This window comes from Brenneria sp. g21c3 (assembly GCF_040240345.1).
Classification (GTDB): domain Bacteria; phylum Pseudomonadota; class Gammaproteobacteria; order Enterobacterales; family Enterobacteriaceae; genus Brenneria.
On record NZ_JBEIAB010000008.1, the window covers coordinates 156225 to 175727 of the forward strand.

General features: G+C 53.6%; 16 protein-coding genes. 13 read left to right on the forward strand and 3 right to left on the reverse strand.

From position 1 onward, the window contains the following. Positions 1-32: 32 nt before the first annotated feature. The gene (locus ABRZ28_RS14165; RefSeq protein ID WP_319605036.1) at positions 33-383 is read right to left on the reverse strand and encodes a YceK/YidQ family lipoprotein; all 351 of its coding nucleotides are present in this window, start codon (positions 381-383) and stop codon (positions 33-35) included. Between the two features lie 416 nt (positions 384-799). Between ABRZ28_RS14165 and ibpA the strand changes: the two genes are divergently transcribed. The 6 genes from ibpA to dcuR all read left to right on the forward strand — a co-directional run bounded on the left by ibpA (position 800) and on the right by dcuR (position 8249). Continuing rightward, positions 800-1213 carry a small heat shock chaperone IbpA gene (ibpA, locus tag ABRZ28_RS14170; RefSeq protein WP_319605037.1) on the forward strand — a complete coding sequence of 138 codons (414 nt, stop codon included), beginning with the start codon at positions 800-802 and terminating at the stop codon, positions 1211-1213. Between the two features lie 127 nt (positions 1214-1340). Then, a complete protein-coding gene (gene ibpB, locus ABRZ28_RS14175; RefSeq protein WP_330520601.1) occupies positions 1341-1811 on the forward strand; it encodes a small heat shock chaperone IbpB in 471 nt (156 codons plus the stop codon). Between the two features lie 185 nt (positions 1812-1996). Beyond that, complete coding sequence (locus ABRZ28_RS14180) at positions 1997-3655, forward strand: putative transporter (protein ID WP_330520602.1); 1659 nt, start codon at positions 1997-1999, stop codon at positions 3653-3655. Between the two features lie 531 nt (positions 3656-4186). Continuing rightward, positions 4187-5599 carry an anion permease gene (locus tag ABRZ28_RS14185; RefSeq protein ID WP_319605040.1) on the forward strand — a complete coding sequence of 471 codons (1413 nt, stop codon included), beginning with the start codon at positions 4187-4189 and terminating at the stop codon, positions 5597-5599. Between the two features lie 318 nt (positions 5600-5917). Further along, positions 5918-7534 (forward strand): sensor histidine kinase, encoded by a 1617-nt coding sequence (locus tag ABRZ28_RS14190; RefSeq protein WP_319605041.1) that lies wholly within the window; start codon positions 5918-5920, stop codon positions 7532-7534. Then, entirely contained in the window at positions 7527-8249 is a 723-nt protein-coding gene (gene dcuR / locus ABRZ28_RS14195) for a two-component system response regulator DcuR (protein ID WP_319605042.1), read from the forward strand. The genes ABRZ28_RS14190 and dcuR overlap by 8 nt, the downstream gene beginning before the upstream one ends. Positions 8250-8299: 50 nt before the next feature. Here the strand turns inward: dcuR and glk are convergent, their stop codons facing one another. After that, positions 8300-9268, reverse strand: a complete 969-nt coding sequence (gene glk, locus ABRZ28_RS14200) for a glucokinase (RefSeq protein ID WP_319605043.1) — start codon at positions 9266-9268, stop codon at positions 8300-8302. A 657-nt stretch (positions 9269-9925) separates the two neighbouring features. Between glk and ABRZ28_RS14205 the strand changes: the two genes are divergently transcribed. From ABRZ28_RS14205 to ABRZ28_RS14235, 7 genes are all read left to right on the forward strand, one after another. After that, a complete protein-coding gene (locus ABRZ28_RS14205; RefSeq protein WP_319605044.1) occupies positions 9926-11269 on the forward strand; it encodes a 2-hydroxycarboxylate transporter family protein in 1344 nt (447 codons plus the stop codon). 541 nt (positions 11270-11810) lie between these two features. Continuing rightward, positions 11811-13418 carry a dipeptide ABC transporter periplasmic-binding protein DppA gene (gene dppA, locus ABRZ28_RS14210; protein ID WP_330520603.1) on the forward strand — a complete coding sequence of 536 codons (1608 nt, stop codon included), beginning with the start codon at positions 11811-11813 and terminating at the stop codon, positions 13416-13418. 147 nt (positions 13419-13565) lie between these two features. Beyond that, positions 13566-14585: a dipeptide ABC transporter permease DppB gene (dppB, locus tag ABRZ28_RS14215; RefSeq protein ID WP_330520604.1), complete on the forward strand. Its 1020-nt coding sequence runs from the start codon at positions 13566-13568 to the stop codon at positions 14583-14585. 12 nt (positions 14586-14597) lie between these two features. Then, complete coding sequence (gene dppC, locus ABRZ28_RS14220) at positions 14598-15500, forward strand: dipeptide ABC transporter permease DppC (RefSeq protein WP_319605047.1); 903 nt, start codon at positions 14598-14600, stop codon at positions 15498-15500. A 13-nt stretch (positions 15501-15513) separates the two neighbouring features. Further along, complete coding sequence (gene dppD / locus ABRZ28_RS14225) at positions 15514-16494, forward strand: dipeptide ABC transporter ATP-binding protein (RefSeq protein WP_319605048.1); 981 nt, start codon at positions 15514-15516, stop codon at positions 16492-16494. Beyond that, a complete protein-coding gene (dppF, locus tag ABRZ28_RS14230) occupies positions 16491-17510 on the forward strand; it encodes a dipeptide ABC transporter ATP-binding subunit DppF (protein WP_319605049.1) in 1020 nt (339 codons plus the stop codon). The genes dppD and dppF overlap by 4 nt, the downstream gene beginning before the upstream one ends. Then, on the forward strand, positions 17500-17703 hold the full coding sequence (locus ABRZ28_RS14235; protein WP_349824364.1) for a type II toxin-antitoxin system CcdA family antitoxin: 204 nt from the start codon (positions 17500-17502) through the stop codon (positions 17701-17703). Before dppF ends, ABRZ28_RS14235 begins: the two co-directional genes overlap by 11 nt. 58 nt (positions 17704-17761) lie before the next feature. On the opposite strand, the gene pdxR is transcribed toward ABRZ28_RS14235, so the two are convergent. Beyond that, a complete protein-coding gene (pdxR, locus tag ABRZ28_RS14240) occupies positions 17762-19258 on the reverse strand; it encodes a MocR-like pyridoxine biosynthesis transcription factor PdxR (RefSeq protein ID WP_319605050.1) in 1497 nt (498 codons plus the stop codon). Between the last annotated feature and the right edge of the window lie 245 nt (positions 19259-19503).

Below are 19503 nucleotides of genomic sequence, written 5' to 3' on the forward strand. Positions count from 1 at the left end.
GCTTTGTAAAAGCGGGCATGGCGTGAATAAGCCTATAGCTGATTGTTAGGCTCGGTGGCGATTTGCGAGCTGGCGGTCTGGTTCTGTTGCTCGCTTTGTAAAATGCGGTCGCGCGTGGTGGTTTTATCACTGTCCGCACGGTAGTAGTCATAGGGCAGCAATAGCGTATCCGCGACGGCGGAGAAGGGCAGATCGAGCGCGACCAGCGGCATCATCGCCCAACTGGTGTCGTCATCGCGCAATATATCCAGACTGGCGCGCGTTCCCGGATAGTACCCCTGATTGTTGCCGGTGTGCGTCATGACGCTGGAGCAACCGCTTGTCGCCATCATTCCGCTGCCGGTGATGATGAAAGAGAATAAAGCACTTTTCAGCATAGCCATACTTACCGTCCGTTAGGGGTAGGGAGGGCGTATCCGCCCTGACTCTCAATATCACTTTATTACCTGAAACCACCGCATTTTTTATTGATTCCCATCATCCGGATCCTGCGCAAAAACATCGGCATCCCCGCGGCCGCGCCGGCAAATCCATGACGCTCGCGGCCTGATGGGCGAATATCTGGGTTACGTTACCGCATCTAATGATTTAAGTGTATGTGATAACAGTAATCTTATCGGTGAATTTTGCATGAAAAGCGACAATTTTTTCTCTGTGCCTATTGAAAATCCGGGAACGGCCACCACTTTTATGACAAGTTCGGAGAGAAAGATATGCCGGAAGGGTATCTAGCCGGGCGACGGCCTGTCCTTAGGGAAGGTTGATTGTGAATCCTCGCTGAATCTTTAGGAGGCTTATTGTGCGTAACCCCGATTTTTCACCGCTTTATCGTTCCGCTATTGGTTTTGATCGCTTATTCAATCTGTTGGAAGCGGGCCAGACCCAGGGTAATGGCGGTTATCCCCCCTACAATGTCGAGCTGGTCGACGAAAACCAATACCGTATCGCCATTGCCGTCGCCGGTTTTGCCGAGCAGGAACTGGAGATCACCGCGCACGATAATTTACTGATCGTGAAAGGCGCGCATGCCGGTGAGCCCGCGGCCCGCAACTACTTATATCAGGGTATCGCCGAGCGTAATTTTGAGCGCAAGTTCCAGCTGGCGGAACATATTCAGGTTAAAGGCGCCAATCTGGAAAACGGGTTGCTGTATATCGACCTGGAACGCATTGTGCCGGAAACGCTGAAGCCGCGCCGGATCGAAATTAAATAAGCGATGCCAACGCCTGCGGCCATGGCGTAACGAATTCATATCACTCTCGTCCGCCGAATGGGGACGAACCCAGTCACCTTGCCGTGACTGGGAGAGATTGTCTCGCTTCATAGAAGGAGTAACGAGTATGCGTAACTATGATTTATCCCCCTTACTGCGTCAGTGGATCGGTTTTGACAAATTAGCCAGTTCGATGCAAGGCAGTCAGGAACCTATTGAGTTTCCTCCCTATAATATCGAGAAAAAAGACGATAACCATTATCGCATCACGCTGGCGTTGGCCGGTTTTCAGCAAAGCGATCTGGACATTGAGGTAGAAGGGCCGCGTCTGACGGTGAAAGGCAGTCCGACGCAGCCGGAAGAAAAAGTGGAGTACCTGCATCAGGGGTTGGTGTTCAAACCCTTCTCTCTGAGTTTTACGCTGGCGGAACACCTGCATGTTGCCGCGGCGAAGTTTGAAAACGGGTTGCTGCATATCGATATGGTGCGTGAAGTCCCGGAAGCCTTGCAGCCGCAGCGGATTGCCATCGGCGGCGCGCGTCCGGAATTAACCCGGCCGTCGGTTGAAACCCAATCCTCCGCCGACGATAAGTCGTAATTTTCTGTTTTGCTTGTTGCGCCCGCCGCCAGACCCGGCAGCGGGCGTTTTTTGTGCTGCCCGCCACGTTTCCCGCCGTGCCATTCTGCCAGAATCTACGACACTCGCTGTTGATGCCTTGCTGAACCGCTTATTTTTGCTTCACTCCTCAATAAGATGCGTTCGCGCCAGAAAGGATACGAAGTATGAGTGATATCGCGCTGACCGTCAGTATGCTGGCGCTGGTGGCTGTTCTGGGCTTATGGATCGGCAACTGGCGAATTTACGGCGTCGGGTTAGGCATCGGCGGCGTGTTGTTCGGCGGCATCATCGTCGGGCATTTCGCCCAGAGCTACCAGTTCACGCTGAATGACGACATGCTGCTTTTTATTCAGGAATTTGGGCTCATCCTGTTTGTCTATACCATCGGTATTCAGGTCGGGCCGGGCTTTTTTTCTTCACTACGCGTTTCCGGCCTGCGTCTCAACGGTTTCGCCATTCTGACGGTATTTCTCGGCTGCGTGGTGACCGTCATCATCCATAAAATCTTCAACGTTCCTTTGCCCATTATTCTTGGCATTTTTTCCGGCGCCGTGACCAACACCCCTTCTCTGGGGGCGGGCCAGCAAATCCTGACCGACCTCGGTTCCAATGCCGAACTGGTGAATCAGATGGGGATAGGGTACGCCATGGCTTATCCGTTAGGCATCTGCGGCATTTTGCTGGTGATGTGGATCATGCGTATTGTGTTTCGCGTGGCGGTTGATGCGGAAGCCCGGCAATTTGAGAGCAATAACGGCATACATCATGAACAGCTGCATACCATGAATGTGTCCGTAGAGAATACCAACCTGCAAGGACTGGCGATCCAGGATGTGCCGGTTCTCAATCTTGATGCCATTGTTTGCTCCCGCCTGAAGCGCGGTAATGAGCTGATGGTGCCTTCTCCGGCCACCATTATTCAACTGGGAGACTATTTGCATCTGGTGGGGGCGAAAAGCGATCTGGAACAGGCGCGGCTGGTGATCGGTCATGAAGTGGACGCTTCGCTGTCGACTCGCGGCACCGAGTTGCACGTTGAGCGGGTCGTCGTAACCAATGAGAAAGTCCTGGGACGCAAGATCCGTGAATTGAATCTGAAGCAAAATTACGATGTGGTGATTTCCCGCCTTAACCGCGCCGGCGTCGAACTGGTCGCCAGCAACAACGCCAGTCTGCAATTCGGCGATATTCTGAATCTGGTGGGGCGTAAAGCCGCGATTGACGCGGTCGCCGATATCGTGGGAAATGCGCAGCAAAAGCTCCAGCAGGTGCAAATGTTGCCGGTGTTTATCGGCATCGGCCTCGGCGTTCTGTTGGGATCGATCCCGCTGTTCATTCCCGGCTTCCCGGCCGCGTTGCGGCTGGGGCTGGCCGGCGGGCCGCTGGTGGTCGCCTTGATTCTGGGGCGTATCGGCGGTATCGGGAAGCTGTATTGGTTTATGCCGCCCAGCGCGAATCTGGCTCTGCGCGAGCTGGGGATCGTGCTGTTCCTGTCGGTTGTCGGGCTGAAGTCGGGTGATGCGTTCGTCGATACGCTGCTGTACGGGGATGGTATCTGGTGGATTGGCTACGGCGCGTTGATTACCATCATTCCTTTGCTGATCGTCGGGGTGCTGGCGCGTGTCGTCAGCAACATGAATTATCTGACGCTGTGCGGCATGTTGTCCGGGTCAATGACGGATCCCCCCGCGCTGGCGTTTGCCAATGGGCTGCATGCCACCAGCGGCGCGGCGGCGTTGTCGTATGCCACCGTGTACCCGTTAGCCATGTTTTTGCGTATTATGTCGCCGCAAATTCTGGCGGTTTTATTTTGGGCGATGTGATCGTGTGAGAAATAATGTTTTCCTGTGCTAGTGAAATAAATAAAAAAGAGAGATCGCTCTAATTTTTACAATTTTTTTTGAGCAATCGAAAATAAATAAAAATGACCATTTATATTGTGGCGGGAGGAGATGAATAACCACATAAAAAGCAAGTCTTATGTTTTTCGGTATTGGCTACTTTAGTTAATTTAATGTTTATTAATTGTTAATTTTAGCGCATTTAATGCGTGATTTGAAATGATTAACATGATAATTAAGCTAATAAATATATTTATTAAGTAAAATAATCACTGAATGTCACGGTGTTACATTATTATATTCCTATGGTTTATCAGAATTTAGTGGGCGGGGAAATCACGCTTGCCCTTATTTTCTAGCTTGTCTTTTTTTGGCTGATGTTTCCTGTTGCGATAGTTAATATTGTATTAACCAGCAGGGTGATGAAGGAAGAATAAGAAATACCAACTCCTCCGCACGGGACATCCGTTATTAGTTAACGAATTCCGTATTAATAATGAAGAGTGGTATTTTATGTCTGCAAATAACAGCAGGTTGTTAAAGCTTCTGGTTATCATCTGTATCGCCGGCGGGTTATGGCTACTCCCGGTTCCTTCTGGCGTTAGTCCCTCCGCCTGGCACTTAATGGCTATCTTTATCGCGACGGTGGTGGGGTTAATCCTCTCTCCATACCCGTTGGGCGCGATGGCGATGTTCAGCCTGACGTCGGTGTCAATATTGGGCTTGTTGTCCATCAAAGATGTTTTGGCCGGCTTCAGCGATCCGACCATCTGGATGATCGCCTGCGCGTTCTTTATTTCCCGCGGTTTTATTAAAACCGGCTTTGGCCGGCGCATCGGTTTGCTGTTTATCAGCAAGTTGGGCAATAGCTCTCTGGGGCTGGCCTACGGGCTGGTCTTTACCGACTTGCTGTTTGCCCCGGCGATGCCGTCAACCTCTGCGCGCTGCGGCGGGATTATCACCCCGTTGTTCCGCTCTATCTCCGAAGCCTATGATTCGACGCCGGAAAAGGGAACGCAACGCCGTATCGGCGCCTTTCTGGTCCAGTCCATTTTCCAGTGTAACGCCGTGACCTCCGCCATGTTCATGACCTCCATGGCCGGTAACCCGATGGTCGCCAAGCTGGCGTCGCAGTTCGGTATTCATATCTCCTGGACGGACTGGGCGCTGGCCACGCTGTTGCCTGGTATCCTCTCACTGGCGCTGATTCCTTATCTGATTTATCGCTTCTATCCGCCTGAACTGAAAACGACCACCGAAATGCGTGCGATTGCGGTGGAACGTCTGCGCGAAATGGGGCCGATGAGCCGCAACGAATGGGTTGTTCTGGGCGTGTTCCTGGGACTGGTCACGTTCTGGGTGCTTGGCTCGACGCTGAAGATCGATCCGACGCTGACGGCGCTGGCCGGCCTGAGCGTGCTGCTATTGAGCCGTGCATTGACCTGGGACGACGTCGTCAGTGAAAAAGAAGCCTGGCATACCGTGGTATGGTTCGCCGTTCTGATGACGCTGGCCGGTCAGTTGAACAAGATGGGATTGATCGCCTGGCTGGGGAGTATGGCGGGAAACGCCGTAAGCGGTATGCACTGGCTGCCGATGCTGGGTCTGCTGCTGTTGGTTTACTACTATAGCCACTATCTGATGGCGAGCGCGATTGCCCATATCAGCGCCATGTATGCCATTTTCGTGTCGATTGCGCTGGCCGCGGGCGCGCCGCCGATGCTGACGGTCTTGGTGTTCGGTATCTTCAGCAACCTGTTTATGTCCACGACCCATTACTCCAGCGGCCCGGCGCCGATTCTGTTCGGTTGCGGCTACATGCCGTTAAGCACCTGGTGGAAGATCGGTTTCTTTGTCAGCCTGGTGATCATTCCTATCTGGCTGGTTGTCGGCGGCATGTGGTGGAAAGTGCTCGGTCACTGGTAAGCCCGTTTCTCTCCCGCTCCCGTTACGGCAGCGGCGTCGGCTCGCTCCAATTGAGCCTGCGCCGCTGTGAACCGCCCAACGTTGGGACAGACCGGGTTCCCCGGCGGCTGGGTTGGCGAAGTTAGCGGGGACTTGTTCGATTGTTGCCTGCCTGTCTCTGGATATTTATCGGGTTACATTGTTGTTTTTTATATTGATTTGATCCGACATAACGTGTTCCGCCCGCCGGTGGCCGACGTATTCAGTGTTTGCTTACACGCGAAACGTGATGAAAAAGTATAAGATAACGGTGTAATGATGGTTATTCCGGAGAGCAAAATGAATAAGAAAAAAACACCGTTGAAGTTGGGTACATCGGTGTTTCTGATGGTTTCAGCGGTGATTGGCGCGGTTCTGCTGGTCGTCTATGCCTTACTGTTTTTTCGCATTAACCAGCTCTCCGAAGATCATTTACGGGAAAAAGCGTTCGCTATCGCCCGCACCTTCGCCTCTTCATCCCTGGTCGTCAATGATCTGAAAGGTCTTGGCAACCCAGATGCCATACAGGATGCGGCAGAGCGTATCAGCCTGAGTAACCAGTTACTTTTCATTACCGTCACCGATATGGATACCATTCGCCATACTCATCCGGAGCGGGAAAGGATCGGCGAGCACTTTGCTGGTCGGGATATTTATCCCGCCCTGCTGGGGATGGAGAATTCATCCATCAGCCGTGGTACGCTTGACCCGGCGCTGAGGGTCTTTACCCCGGTTTTCGACGAGAATCACCAGCAAGTCGGCGTGGTCGCCTTAGGCATTGCGCTGACCAGCGTGCAGAAGGTCATCAACGAGAACCGTTGGATGATCCCCTGGACGATTCTGGCGGGCGCCCTGGTCGGTTGGCTGGGTACGTTGATTTTGGTGAAGATACTCAAACGCATCATGCTGGGTTTTGAGCCGTTTGAGATCTCGAATCTGTTTGAGCAGCGTAATGCGATGTTGAAGCAGATTAAAGAAGGCGTGATTGCGGTCGATAGTAATGCGAACATCACGGTGATTAACGATGAGGCGATACGGTTGTTTCGACAGGGAGGAAGTCAGTCGCCGGAGCAAACGGCGGAGAGCATCAGCCAGCATTGGCTGGATCGCCTGCATTTGAAACAGGTGCTGGAAAAAGGCATTCCACGCCGCGATGAAGAAATTAACGTTCACGGCCATCTGCTGCTGACGAATACCGTACCCGTATTTGTCGAGGGCGATATGATCGGCGCGATCGTGACATTCCGTGATAAAACGGAAATCAGCCAGTTATTACAACGTCTGTCCGGCATGTCTTACTATGCGGACGCGCTGCGGGCGCAATCGCATGAGTTTATGAACAAGCTGCATGTGATATTGGGGATGCTGCATTTAAAATATTACTCTCAGTTAGAGGCCTATATTTTGAAAACCGCCAATAACTATCAGGCGGAAATTGGTTCGATTATCCGTAAAGTCAAATCCCCTGTGATTGCCGGTTTCCTGTTGGGCAAGATTAACCGAGCCCGCGATCTCGGCATTACCTTGTCAATCGGCGAGGATAGCCTGTTGCCCGATACGGACGACGTGGATGCCACCAATGAACTTATTACGGTTCTGGGCAATCTGATTGAAAATGCGATGGATGCCATCGACGGGCAGGAAAACTGTGAAATCAGCGTAAGTTTTCACCATCAGGACGGGCGCTTGCATTTCACCGTGGGTGATGACGGCCCCGGCATTTTACCGGAGAATCAGGAACATATTTATGAGCAGGGTTTTTCCACCAAAGGCAGTGGACGGGGCATAGGCCTGTATCTCACCAGGCAGAGTTTGGAAAAGATAGGCGGAAACATCGATTTTGAGTCGGAACCTGAGGTGTATACCCAGTTTTTCGTTAACATACCTTATCAAGCAAGGCCGTTTGACCATGATTAATGTACTGATTGTTGATGACGATGCCATGGTTGCAGAACTGAACAAATCTTATCTGAGTCAGATTTCCGGATTTAGCTGTTATGCGACGGTACCTACGTTACAGCAGGCGAGAAACTTACTTATGCAACCGGATTCAGGCATCGATCTGGTGTTGCTGGATATTTATATGCAGCAGGATAACGGATTGGATTTGTTGCCGACCATTCGGGAGTTCAGTGAAAGGACGGATGTGATCATCATTTCATCCGCCAGCGACGTGTACTCAATCAAGAAAGCGCTGCACTACGGCGTGGTGGATTATCTGATTAAGCCTTTTCAGTTTTCCCGTTTCGAGCAGGCGTTAACGGCCTATCGGGAAGAGGCCAATTTGCTGAAACACCGTGAGTTTGTGGCGCAGTCCGATATTGATAACCTCATCAGACGCACCAACGGCAACGCCGCCGGCGAACGCAAGAAACTGCCGAAAGGCCTGACCAGCTTAACGCTGCGCACCGTGTGTGAATGGATTGAAGGCAACCAGGGCGCCGAGTTCTCAACGGAAATGCTGGCGAACGCTATCGGCATCTCCCGCGTGTCTTGCCGTAAATACCTGATTTATCTGGCGGATACCGGTATTCTCGCCACCAATATCCTCTATGGATCGACCGGCAGGCCGGTCTATCTCTATCGCTTGTTGCCCGAAAAGCAGGATGCGTTGCGTCAATATTGCGAGTAAGGACGGCTTTTCCGCACCGGTTCAGGGCCGTTTCCGGCCCTGACGCCGGATTATAAGGTATAACCGCTGGCCTGACGCAGCCATGCGCCTGCCCCGAGCAGGCCGGGGTGGGAATGGGTGATCAGGTAAACCGGAATATCGGCCAGATAATCTTTAAACCGCCCTTTATCCTCAAAGGCCGTGCGGAAGCCGGAGTTGAGGAAGAAATCCATAAAGCGCGGAACAATGCCGCCCGCGATGTAGACGCCGCCAAACGTCCCCAGCGTTAACGCCAGATTCCCGCCGAAACGCCCCAACAGAACACAGAACAGCGACAAGGCGCGGCGACAGTCTACGCAGCTGTTTCCCAGCGCCCTGGTGGAAATATCCTTTGGCGTCAGCGCTTCCGGCGTTCTGCCGTCGGCAATGACAATCGCCCGATACAGGTTGACGAGACCGGCGCCGGACAGGAGACGTTCCGCCGAAACATGGCCGAGTTCATCACGCAGTATTTTGAGGATTAACGACTCTTCCTCGCTGTTTGGCGCAAAGTCGACATGTCCGCCTTCGCCGGGCAGACTAATCCATTTGCCGTCCACCGGTACGAGATGCGCCACGCCGAGCCCGGTGCCGGCGCCATAAACCGCAATAGGTTTACCTGCGACGGCCTGGTTTCCGCCGAACTGGATCACATCATCCGGGCTGAGCGTCGGGATCGCCATGCTGACGGCGGTAAAGTCATTGATAATATCCAGACGATCAAAATTCAGATTCCGGGTTTTCTCCGCGATGGAGAAAGCCCAGTTATGGTTGGTCATGGCTACCCAGTCGCCGACGATGGGACAGGCGATAGCGATACAACCTTGTTTGATGGTTAATGAGGGATGTTCAGCCAGAAATAGCCGGATAACCGTCTCCAGGCTGTCGTGCTCGGATACGGCATAGTTTTTGTTGCTCGATATTTCACCGGTTTCTAATGCGCAAAGCGCAAGACGCGCGTTTGTCCCTCCGACATCGCCCACCAAGGCATACTGATGCATAACGTATTATCTCCGCTTAGATTGCAAGAATCTTACTTTCCATTTGTTCAAACGGCAGTCGCTCATCATGGTTATCAGCTCATCCGGCTGATGGAGATGGCGTCCGCACGTCGAAAGTATGGGTATATATAAACAGAAATAGGGGGGGGAGGTCACTGTAAAATCAGCGTGGTAACCCATTTTCGGACAGGCGAGGCTCTCTCTTCCCCATGCGCGGGCCGCGTAACGATCGCTGCTGAAAGGCGTCTTGCGCAAGGGCGATGGGAAGGCGCGGTTGAGCGAAATACTTTCATTAGTATTCAATCGGCTTATTTACTTATTTTAATAACGTGGTATTTTTATCTTATATTCGTTGATGTTCCTGCCTTCATCTGTCAGATATTCCCCAATACCCACACAAAAATTAATTTAATTACAAAAAAATGATATAAGTTATTTAAATAGAACTTGCTAATAAGTTCACAAATATAGCATTAAGAATGTAAAACTATATCATTTTTAACATTTGCCTATGATAGATTACCTCTAATAAAAGTATTCAATAAATAACACCTGCCATTTTTTATTACATATTGATAAAAACAAAAATGGACTTTCTTACTTCCTGAAAATAAACACAGGTTTCCTGTACCGTACTGTCATAGCTGGGTGAATACAATGAAAAAAACTGACACGGATATTCTATGTAAAAACGAGCTTGCCATAAATCCCCCACACTCGTTTATGGAGATATTTTTTAAAAAGACCATTGGTTCTGTTCCTTTTCCGCTATTCATTGCGATAGGCGCGATTGTTTTTATTGCGGCCTATGCAGGATATTTACCTAAAAATATGATCGGCGGTTTTGCCGTTATTATGAGCATGGGTTTCCTGCTGGCGCATATCGGGCATAAAATTCCGGTATTTAAAGATATCGGCGGCCCGGCCATTCTCTGCCTGATGGTGCCTTCCATTCTGGTGTATTTTCATTTGTTTAATGATAACACCATGAAAACCGTTCACCTGCTGATGAAAGAGGCCAATTTCCTCTATTTCGTCATCGCCTGTCTGGTGGTCGGCAGTATTCTGGGCATGAACCGGAAAATCCTGATTCAGGGCATGATCCGGATGTTCGTGCCGCTGGTGGTGGGGACGGCGACCGCCCTGGGAACCGGCCTGCTGGTTGGCAAACTCTGCGGCTACAGCTTCTACCACACCTTCTTTTTCATCATTGTTCCGATTATCGGCGGCGGCATCGGCGAAGGCATCCTGCCTTTATCGCTGGCCTACTCCGCCATTTTAGGGGAAACGCCGGACGTCTACGTCGCGCAGCTGGCGCCGGCCGCCGTCGTCGGCAACATCTTCGCCATTTTTTGCGCCGGCATCCTGTCTCGTCTTGGTTTGCGTCGCAAAGACCTGAACGGCGAAGGCCGTCTGGTGCGCAGCGATGAAGACAATGCGATATTCGCCGTCACCGAAGCGCCTAAACCGGTCGATTTTCACCTGATGGGCGGCGGCTTGCTGATGATCTGCGCGTTTTTCATCGTCGGCGGTCTGTTTGAAAAACTGGTGCATATTCCAGGGCCGGTGCTGATGATTCTGATCGCCGTATTCTGCAAATACAGCCGCGTTATTCCCGCCACCATGGAAACGGGCGCGCACAGCGTTTACAAGTTCGTCTCCAGTTCGCTGGTATGGCCGCTGATGATTGGCCTGGGCATGCTGTACATCCCGCTGGAAAGCGTCGTCGCCGTCTTTTCCGTCGGTTATGTCATCGTGTGCGGCTCCGTGGTGCTTTCCATGGCCCTGGTCAGCTTTTTCATCGCGCCGTATCTGAACATGTATCCGATAGAGGCATCCATCGTCACCACTTGCCATAGCGGGCTCGGCGGCACCGGCGACGTCGCCATTCTTTCCGCCTCCAACCGCATGTCGCTGATGCCTTTCGCCCAGATCGCCACCCGTATCGGCGGCGCTTCTACCGTAATCGGCGCGACCCTGTTGCTGAATTGGATCATCTAACCCGACGTCCCTTCTCTGTGCTCAGGTCAGTCAGCGTCGCTGACTGACCTGTTTATTCGCATATCTATTTTTCTTATCGATAATTAGCATTTTCATCTGCTGTTTAAACTTTTCGCAAATAAAAGTGCTCGCATCTTGCCCGAATAAAGGTTTTTTTATATCGTTTTTCCACTGGTGTCTTATCCTTTTGTTTTTTATTTATACAGTTAAAAAATTGATTTTTTGTCGTTACTATGAAATATAAAACTATATTTTTTTGTTATAGATATATTATTAACTAATAAAGACGTTTTTGCCGCTTTGTAAATCCCTTTGGTTTGTATTGACGTCATGGTGATCTGTTGACAGATTTAAGGCGTCGTAAAGGGAGAAAACCGTGAATGCCTGAATCATTCCTCGCATTCATCGGTCTTCGGCTTTTCTTGCCGCTCCCTCCGTTATTTTACTTTTGCGCCTGAGGGCAAGGCGCGGACCATCACACCTAAAAATACCGGTCCGGCCAAATGAATAACACAACATCATCCACAATGGAGCTCAAATAATGGAAAATTCCTTGGCTAAATCAAGGGCTTTAAAACTCGGGCTTGGCTTGCTCGCCATGTCTGTCGCGGCCGGTCTACAGGCCAAAACATTGGTCTATTGTTCCGAAGGCTCCCCGGAAGGGTTTAACCCGCAGCTGTTTACCGCCGGCACCACGTTCGACGCCAGCTCTATTCCTATCTACAACCGCCTGATCGAATTCAAAAGCGGCACCACCGATATCGAACCGGGTCTGGCTGAAAAATGGGATATCAGTGAAGATGGTAAAACCTATACTTTCCATCTGCGCAAAGGCGTGAAGTGGCAGGATAATAAAGACTTTAAACCGTCGCGCGATTTCAATGCCGACGACGTGCTGTTTTCATTTTTGCGCCAGCAGGACGCCAATCATCCCTATCATAAAGTGTCCGGCGGCGGCTATGAGTACTATCAGGGCATGGGGATGCCGGATCTGATCGGCAAAATCGAAAAAGTGGATGATTACACCGTCCGCTTCACGCTGACCCGCCCGGAAGCGCCGTTCCTGGCCGATCTGGCGATGGATTTCGCCTCCATTCAGTCGGCCGAATACGGCGATAAGCTGTTAAAAGCCGGCACGCCGGAAAAAATCGACCTGAATCCGATCGGCACCGGGCCGTTCAAGTTGCAGCAATACCAGAAAGATTCGCGCATTCTGTATACCGCCTTCTCTGAATTCTGGGGCAAAAAACCGGGCGTCGACCGTCTGGTGTTCTCCATCACGCCGGACGCTTCCGTGCGTTACGCCAAACTGCAAAAGAATGAATGCCAGATTATGGCCTACCCGAATCCGGCCGACCTGGCGCGGATGAAGCAGGATAAAAACATTACGCTGCTGGAAAAACCGGGACTTAACGTGGGTTATCTGGCGTTCAACGTGCAGAAAAAACCGCTGGATGAGGTGAAGGTCCGTCAGGCGCTGACCTACGCGGTAAACAAGTCCGCCATTATCGAGGCGGTCTACCAGGGGGCGGGGCAGGCGGCGAAGAACCTGATCCCGCCGACCATGTGGGGCTATAACGACGATATTCAGGACTACGGCTACGATCCGGAAAAAGCCAAGGCGCTGCTGAAAGAAGCGGGCGTGGCGGACGGTTTCACCATCGATCTGTGGGCGATGCCGGTACAGCGTCCCTATAACCCGAACGCCCGTCGTATGGCGGAAATGATCCAGGCGGATTGGGCCAAGATCGGCGTGCAGGCCAAGATTGTGACCTATGAATGGGGCGAATACCTGAAACGCGCCAAAGACGGCGAGCATCAGACGGTGCTGATGGGCTGGACCGGCGACAATGGCGATCCGGATAACTTCTTCGCTACGTTGTTTAGCTGCGACGCGGCGGAAAGAGGCTCTAACTACTCCAAATGGTGCTACAAGCCGTTTGAAGATCTGATCCAGCCGGCACGCTCGGTATCCGATCATGCCAAACGCATCGAACTGTATAAACAGTCTCAGGTGGTGATGCACGATCAGGCGCCGGCGCTGATTGTGGCGCATTCCACCGTGTATGAGCCGATCCGTAAAAATGTGAAAGGCTATGTTATCGAACCGCGCGGCGTACACAGTTTCAACAACGTGTCGCTCGATTAATTAAACCCGTTATTTTATGGGCAGCCTTTGAGCCCTGCTTCCGCCACAGTGGCGGAAGCAGGGCTTTGCGTCCATAAATGGCAAATGTGAGCATAAATCAGCCCGTAAGCCTATGAGCTAAGCGGGCGCTTAAAGAGAGTTCGGGATATGTTGCAGTTCATACTCCGGCGTTTGGGATTGGTTATCCCAACGTTTATTGGCATTACCTTACTGACTTTTGCTTTTGTGCATATGATCCCGGGCGATCCGGTCATGATCATGGCCGGGGAACGCGGAATTTCCGCGGAACGCCACGCGCAGCTGATGGCGGAAATGGGGCTGGATAAGCCGATGTGGCAACAGTACGTCAACTATATTGGCGGCGTCTTGCAGGGTGATTTGGGCATTTCCCTCAAGAGCCGCATTCCGGTGTGGGAGGAGTTCGTCCCACGCTTTAAGGCGACGCTGGAATTAGGCGTCTGCGCGATGATTTTCGCCATCAGCGTGGGGATCCCCGTCGGTGTTTTAGCGGCGGTAAAACGCGGTTCTATCTTCGATCACGCTTCCATCAGTCTGGCGTTGACCGGCTACTCCATGCCCATTTTCTGGTGGGGGATGATGCTGATCATGCTGGTGTCGGTTCATCTCAATCTTACGCCGGTATCCGGCCGGATCAGCGATACGGTGTTCCTTGATGAAAGCATGCCGCTGACCGGGTTCATGCTGATTGATACTTTTTTCTGGGGCGAACCGGGCGACTTTATCGATGCGGTGCAGCATATGATCCTGCCCGCCGTGGTGCTGGGTACCATCCCGCTGGCGGTGATTGTGCGTATGACGCGTTCCGCCATGCTGGAAGTGCTGGGCGAGGATTACATCCGTACCGCTCGCGCCAAAGGGCTAAGCCGCCTGCGGGTGATTGTGGTACACGCGCTGCGCAACGCCATGCTGCCGGTGGTGACGGTGATCGGATTACAGGTGGGGACGATGCTGGCTGGCGCCATCCTGACGGAAACCATCTTCTCCTGGCCGGGATTGGGACGCTGGTTGATTGATGCTTTGCAACGCCGTGATTATCCGGTGGTACAGGGCGGCGTACTGCTGGTGGCCACCATGATTATTCTGGTGAACCTGCTGGTGGATGTGCTTTACGGCGTGGTCAATCCACGTATCCGTCATAAGAAATAAGGGGAGGCTGAAATGACGCAAATCACTGAGCCGGCTGCAAGCCGCGCGCCCAAGCCGATGACCCCGATCCAGGAATTCTGGCACTATTTTAAACGTAATAAAGGGGCCGTGGCCGGCATGATTTATGTCGCGCTGATGCTGATTATTGCGATTGGCGCGAATGTACTGGCGCCGCATACGCCGGCCGAGCAGTTCCGCGATGCCTTGCTGCACCCGCCGGTGTGGCAGGAGGGCGGCAGCTGGCAGTTTATTCTGGGTACCGATGACGTCGGCCGCGACGTTCTATCCCGGCTGATGTACGGCGCGCGTTTGTCGCTGTTGGTCGGCTGTCTGGTGGTGGCGCTGTCGCTGGTTCTGGGGGTGATTCTCGGCCTGCTGGCCGGTTACTTCGGCGGTGCGGTGGATGCCGTCATTATGCGTATCGTCGACATCATGCTGGCGTTGCCCAGTCTGCTGCTGGCGCTGGTGCTGGTGGCGGTTTTCGGGCCGTCGATCGTCAACGCCTCGCTGGCGCTGACCTTTGTCGCGCTGCCGCACTATGTGCGCCTGACGCGCGCGGCGGTGCTGGTCGAGGTGAACCGTGACTATGTGACGGCTTCGCGCGTGGCGGGCGCCGGCGCATTGCGCCAGATGTTCGTCAACATTTTGCCAAACTGCCTGGCGCCGTTGATCGTGCAGGCGTCGCTGGGTTTTTCCAACGCCATTCTCGATATGGCTGCTTTGGGTTTCCTCGGTATGGGCGCACAGCCGCCGACGCCGGAGTGGGGCACCATGCTTTCCGACGTTTTGCAGTTCGCGCAAAGCGCCTGGTGGGTGGTGACGTTCCCCGGTCTGGCGATCTTACTGACGGTATTGGCATTTAACCTGATGGGGGACGGCTTGCGTGACGCTCTCGACCCCAAACTCAAGCAGTAACAGAGGTAGAGAGATGGCGTTACTCAATATAGAGAAACTGTCCGTGCATTTTGGCGATGAGGGCGTGCCGTTTCGCGCGGTCGACCGCATCAGCTATCAGGTCGAACAAGGGCAGGTGGTGGGGATCGTCGGCGAGTCCGGTTCCGGTAAATCGGTCAGCTCGCTGGCGATTATGGGATTAATCGATTATCCCGGTAAGGTGATGGCCGACAAGCTGGAGTTCGACCAGCGCGATTTGACGCAAATATCCGAGAAGGCGCGGCGTCAGCTGGTCGGGGCGGAAGTGGCGATGATTTTCCAGGACCCGATGACCAGCCTGAACCCCTGCTATACCGTGGGATTCCAGATTATGGAAGCCATCAAGGTGCATCAGGGCGGCAACCGCAAAACCCGTCGCCAGCGGGCGATCGACCTGCTGACGCTGGTGGGCATTCCCGATCCCGAATCAAGGCTGGATGTCTATCCGCATCAGCTTTCCGGCGGGATGAGCCAGCGCGTGATGATCGCCATGGCGATTGCCTGTCGGCCCAAACTGCTGATTGCGGACGAACCGACCACGGCGCTGGATGTGACTATCCAGGCGCAGATTATCGAACTGCTGCTTGAATTGCAGCAGCGCGAAAACATGGCGCTGATTCTGATTACCCACGACCTGGCGTTGGTGGCGGAAGCGGCGCATCACATCATCGTCATGTATGCCGGACAGGTAGTGGAATCCGGCAAGGCGGCGGATATCTTCAGCACGCCGCGGCATCCCTATACGCAGGCGCTGCTGCGCGCCTTGCCGGAATTTTCGCAGGATAAATCACGTCTGGAATCGTTGACGGGGGTGGTGCCGGGAAAATATGACCGCCCGAACGGCTGTCTGCTGAACCCGCGCTGCCCCTATGCCAACGATCGCTGCCGGCGCGAAGAGCCTGAACTACGGGCTATCCCGGGACGTCAGGTAAAATGTCATACACCGCTGGATGATGCGGGGAGGCCAGGCGCATGAGCCAAAATAACCTTACATCGCAGCCGCATTTGCTGCATGCGATCGACCTGAAAAAGCACTATCCGGTGAAGAAAGGGTTATTCAAACCGGAACGCGTGGTTAAGGCGCTGGACGGCGTCTCTTTCACGCTGGAACGCGGCAAAACGCTGGCGGTGGTGGGCGAATCCGGCTGCGGTAAGTCGACGCTGGGCCGTCTGTTGACCATGATCGAAATCCCCTCGGCGGGCGAGCTTTACTATCAGGGGCAGGATCTGCTGAAGCCGGATCAAACGGCGGAAAAGCTGCGTCGTCAGAAGATCCAGATCGTCTTTCAGAATCCTTACGGATCGCTCAACCCGCGCAAAAAGGTCGGTCAGATCCTGGAGGAGCCGCTGCTGATCAACACCGGGCTGTCAAAAGCGGAACGCCGTGAAAAAGCGCTGGCCATGATGGCGAAAGTGGGGTTGAAAACCGAACACTACGAGCGCTATCCGCATATGTTTTCCGGCGGGCAGCGTCAGCGCATCGCCATCGCCCGCGGCCTGATGCTCGATCCGGACGTGGTGATCGCCGATGAGCCGGTTTCGGCGCTGGATGTTTCCGTGCGCGCGCAGGTACTGAATCTGATGATGGATTTACAGCAGGATATGGGGCTGTCTTACGTGTTTATCTCCCATGATCTGTCGGTGGTCGAGCATATCGCCGATGAAGTGATGGTGATGTACCTGGGCCGCTGCGTGGAAAAAGGCAGCAAAGAAGCCATTTTCAATAATCCGCGCCACCCCTATACCCAGGCGCTGCTGTCGGCGACGCCGCGGCTGAACCCGGATTTACGCCGCGAGCGCATCAAGCTGGTCGGCGAGCTGCCCAGCCCGTTGAACCCGCCGCCGGGCTGCGCGTTCAACGCCCGCTGTCAGCGCTGCTTCAGCACCTGCACCCAGTTCCAGCCGCAGTTGAAAACCTATGATGGACAACAGGTAGCCTGCTTCGCGGTCGATCAGGACGAGCAGGGCGTTCAGCCTGCGCATGCCGGCTAATGGGTTGTCGCTGGCCCACGCCTCTGCCATTGCCGGCGAAGCCCTGGCTGCGAAAGTGAGAGAACTGGAACAGGCCCGCTGGCTTGAAGAGAACCAGGAAGCCATCAAGGCGACGAATCGCTTTGTCACAGAAAATGGAATACCACGTAGTAGTAAAGGATTACGGGTAACCCGACCCACTGCGGGAGTTTAATACCCGCGGCGGATGTGCTGGTAGACGCCGTTGATTTTGTGACAACCGGCAGTTGACGTTAGCGACGACGGGCCGAGCGGATAAGATTAAACGCCTCGGCCAGTCGGGCGATGCCGGGTTCAATCCGTTCGGTTTCAATGGAATGGAATCCCAGCCGGAAATAATTTCCCGGCGGCTGATGGTCAAGAAAATGATCCTGCCCCGGCTCGATCAGCACGCCGGCGTGGGCCGCCCGCCAGGCCAACTGTTGCGTATTGATGGATTCCGGCGTGCGGACCCAGAACGCGTTGGCGGGGCCGCTGCCGGGGATACGGGTACATTCGGGCAGATGGGCGTTCAGCGCATCGTTGAGAATATTCCAGCGTCTGGCGGAGTCTTCGCGGTAACGGTGCAGATAGGTTTCGTAGTATCCCTGCGCCAGAAAATGCGCCATCTGATGCTGAATGCTGGTGGGCGGATGACGATAAACCAGCCGACGCAGCGCGCGCAGTTCGTCAATCAGTTCCGACGGCGCCACCACGTAACCCAGTCGCAGTCCCGGCGACAGCGATTTGGACAGGCTGCTGACGTAAATCACCCGGTTGTGGATGTCGCTGGCCTTCAGGGCGGCCTGGGGGTGGGGATCAAAGCTGCTTTCGGAGTCATAATCATCTTCAATAATGATTTGGTCGTATTTGCCGGCGTGTTCAAGCAACTGCGTTCTGCGGGCGTTGCTCATACTGATGCCGGTGGGCGCCTGATGGCTGGGGGTAACATAAAAATAGTCGCAGGCGCGCGACGCCTCCGTCAACCGCAAGCCTTCGCTGTCTAACGAGTGGGGAATGATGTGGGCATCCTGTAAGGCGAAGGTGTTAATGGCCTCGCGGAACACCGGATTTTCCACCCCGATACGGGTATGTCTGTTCAGCAACAGGCGCGAGAGCAGATAGAGCGCATTCTGTGAACCCAGCGTGATAAGGATTTCGTCGCCGCGCGCGATAATGCCCCGTTTGGGAAGAATACGCTTGCGTACCTGTTCAACCAGCGGCGTAACGTCCTGGTCGATATTATCGTATAGCCAGCCGTGGTCGTGGCGGCTCCCCATCACTTTGCGCGTGGTTTCGCGCCACTGCTCCAGCGGGAAAAGCTGCGTATTCGGCTGACCGTAAATAAAGGGGTAGGGATAGTCCATCCACTGGGCGGGTTTCAGGATCGCCAGATAGTTGCTGGGGCAATGATTGAAGCGCTTGCTCCATTCCGGTGCCATCGGCGCGGTCGCCGACGAATCGGCATAACGCGGTATCTCCGGCAGGGCGTCGGTCTGATAATAGTCCGGGTGCAGGTAATACCCGCTGCGTGGTCGGCTGATCAGATAGCCGTCGTTAAGCAGGCCTTCGTAGACCAGCGCTACGGTATTGCGGGAAATATTCAACTGGAACGATAACTTACGACAGGAAGGCAGCGGTTCGTCAATCGGAAATACGCCGGCGAGGATCGACGTAACCAGCGTTTCCCGTAGCTGCTCTTGCAGGCTTCTGTTTGATACAAAATCGATATACAGACAGTGATCAATCATTCCCCGCTCCCGTAAGCGCGACAACACATGCCTAAACACAAGCAAATTGCATACCGGAATGATGAGACGGGCAATTTCAGCGCAGCAACCGGGCGCGCTAACCGCTATGATATATCCCTGCTTCGGGTAGGGACTTGCCTTATGAAATAAACGCGGCTAGGCTGTTTTTCGGAATCTTACGCGGCGGGCCTGATGGTCGTTTGCGTAGATCGATGCACGAAAGGTACGAAGCGCGGCGCAATTCT

Coding starts and splice junctions, on each gene's coding strand:
- ABRZ28_RS14190 (WP_319605041.1), top strand. CDS start 5,918: ATGAATAAGAAAAAAACACCGTTGAAGTTGGGTACATCGGTGTTTCTG.
- pdxR (WP_319605050.1), bottom strand. CDS start 19,258: ATGATTGATCACTGTCTGTATATCGATTTTGTATCAAACAGAAGCCTG.
- glk (WP_319605043.1), bottom strand. CDS start 9,268: ATGCATCAGTATGCCTTGGTGGGCGATGTCGGAGGGACAAACGCGCGT.
- dppC (WP_319605047.1), top strand. CDS start 14,598: ATGACGCAAATCACTGAGCCGGCTGCAAGCCGCGCGCCCAAGCCGATG.
- ABRZ28_RS14165 (WP_319605036.1), bottom strand. CDS start 383: ATGGCTATGCTGAAAAGTGCTTTATTCTCTTTCATCATCACCGGCAGC.
- dppA (WP_330520603.1), top strand. CDS start 11,811: ATGGAAAATTCCTTGGCTAAATCAAGGGCTTTAAAACTCGGGCTTGGC.
- ABRZ28_RS14205 (WP_319605044.1), top strand. CDS start 9,926: ATGAAAAAAACTGACACGGATATTCTATGTAAAAACGAGCTTGCCATA.
- dppF (WP_319605049.1), top strand. CDS start 16,491: ATGAGCCAAAATAACCTTACATCGCAGCCGCATTTGCTGCATGCGATC.
- dppD (WP_319605048.1), top strand. CDS start 15,514: ATGGCGTTACTCAATATAGAGAAACTGTCCGTGCATTTTGGCGATGAG.
- dcuR (WP_319605042.1), top strand. CDS start 7,527: ATGATTAATGTACTGATTGTTGATGACGATGCCATGGTTGCAGAACTG.
- ABRZ28_RS14180 (WP_330520602.1), top strand. CDS start 1,997: ATGAGTGATATCGCGCTGACCGTCAGTATGCTGGCGCTGGTGGCTGTT.
- ibpB (WP_330520601.1), top strand. CDS start 1,341: ATGCGTAACTATGATTTATCCCCCTTACTGCGTCAGTGGATCGGTTTT.
- ABRZ28_RS14185 (WP_319605040.1), top strand. CDS start 4,187: ATGTCTGCAAATAACAGCAGGTTGTTAAAGCTTCTGGTTATCATCTGT.
- ABRZ28_RS14235 (WP_349824364.1), top strand. CDS start 17,500: ATGCCGGCTAATGGGTTGTCGCTGGCCCACGCCTCTGCCATTGCCGGC.
- dppB (WP_330520604.1), top strand. CDS start 13,566: ATGTTGCAGTTCATACTCCGGCGTTTGGGATTGGTTATCCCAACGTTT.